The organism is Myroides sp. N17-2 (assembly GCF_002286775.1).
Classification (GTDB): Bacteria; Bacteroidota; Bacteroidia; order Flavobacteriales; family Flavobacteriaceae; genus Flavobacterium.
Genome location: NZ_NSGJ01000111.1, coordinates 1 through 585 on the forward strand (window position 1 = coordinate 1; position 585 = coordinate 585).

The 585-nt window shown below is 31.3% G+C and carries 1 protein-coding gene; it reads right to left on the minus strand.

Annotation, left to right across the window (positions count from 1 at the left end; translation table 11 throughout):
- Positions 1-82 precede the first annotated feature (82 nt).
- On the minus strand, positions 83-585 hold a 503-nt coding region (locus CF599_RS19290), incomplete at its 5' end, for a DDE-type integrase/transposase/recombinase (protein ID WP_143824847.1).

Sequence of the window (585 nt, forward strand, 5' to 3'; positions counted from 1 at the left end):
TGTCTCGTCCTAATATAGCTGTACAGTTATTGTTTATAATCCTACTTTTAACTGTACACTTGTTTTTATAATCCTAAGATAACTATACAAGTACTTCTTGTTTGTTTTTATTGGTATAGTAGTTCTTCCATCTCTTAGTTAATTTTCCACTTTTAAGATGTGCTTGTTCAGGAGTTAGTCTATCACAACTATCGTGAGGTCTGATTTCATTATACAACTCTATACTTCTTCTTATTTTTTCTTTGGTTTTCTTATAACCTAAGCTTGAATAGTTTAAATCAAACTCACCCTTAATTATTCCATTTACTCGTTCTGCCACTGCATTATCCCTAGGATTTCCATTTTGCGTAGTGCTTATTGCTATATTATTATCTTTTAATAATTTAGTGTAAATCTCGCTACAGTATTGACTTCCTCTATCTGAATGATGGATAAGTTTTTCATTGTAGATTCTATTACTTAATGCCATTCTCAGAGCCTCTAAACATACTTTGGCTGTCATATCTAAACTGAAGTTAAACCCCATTATTTTATGGGAATAAGCATCTGTGATTAAACAAAGGTAGCCCCAAACATTATTTAGTC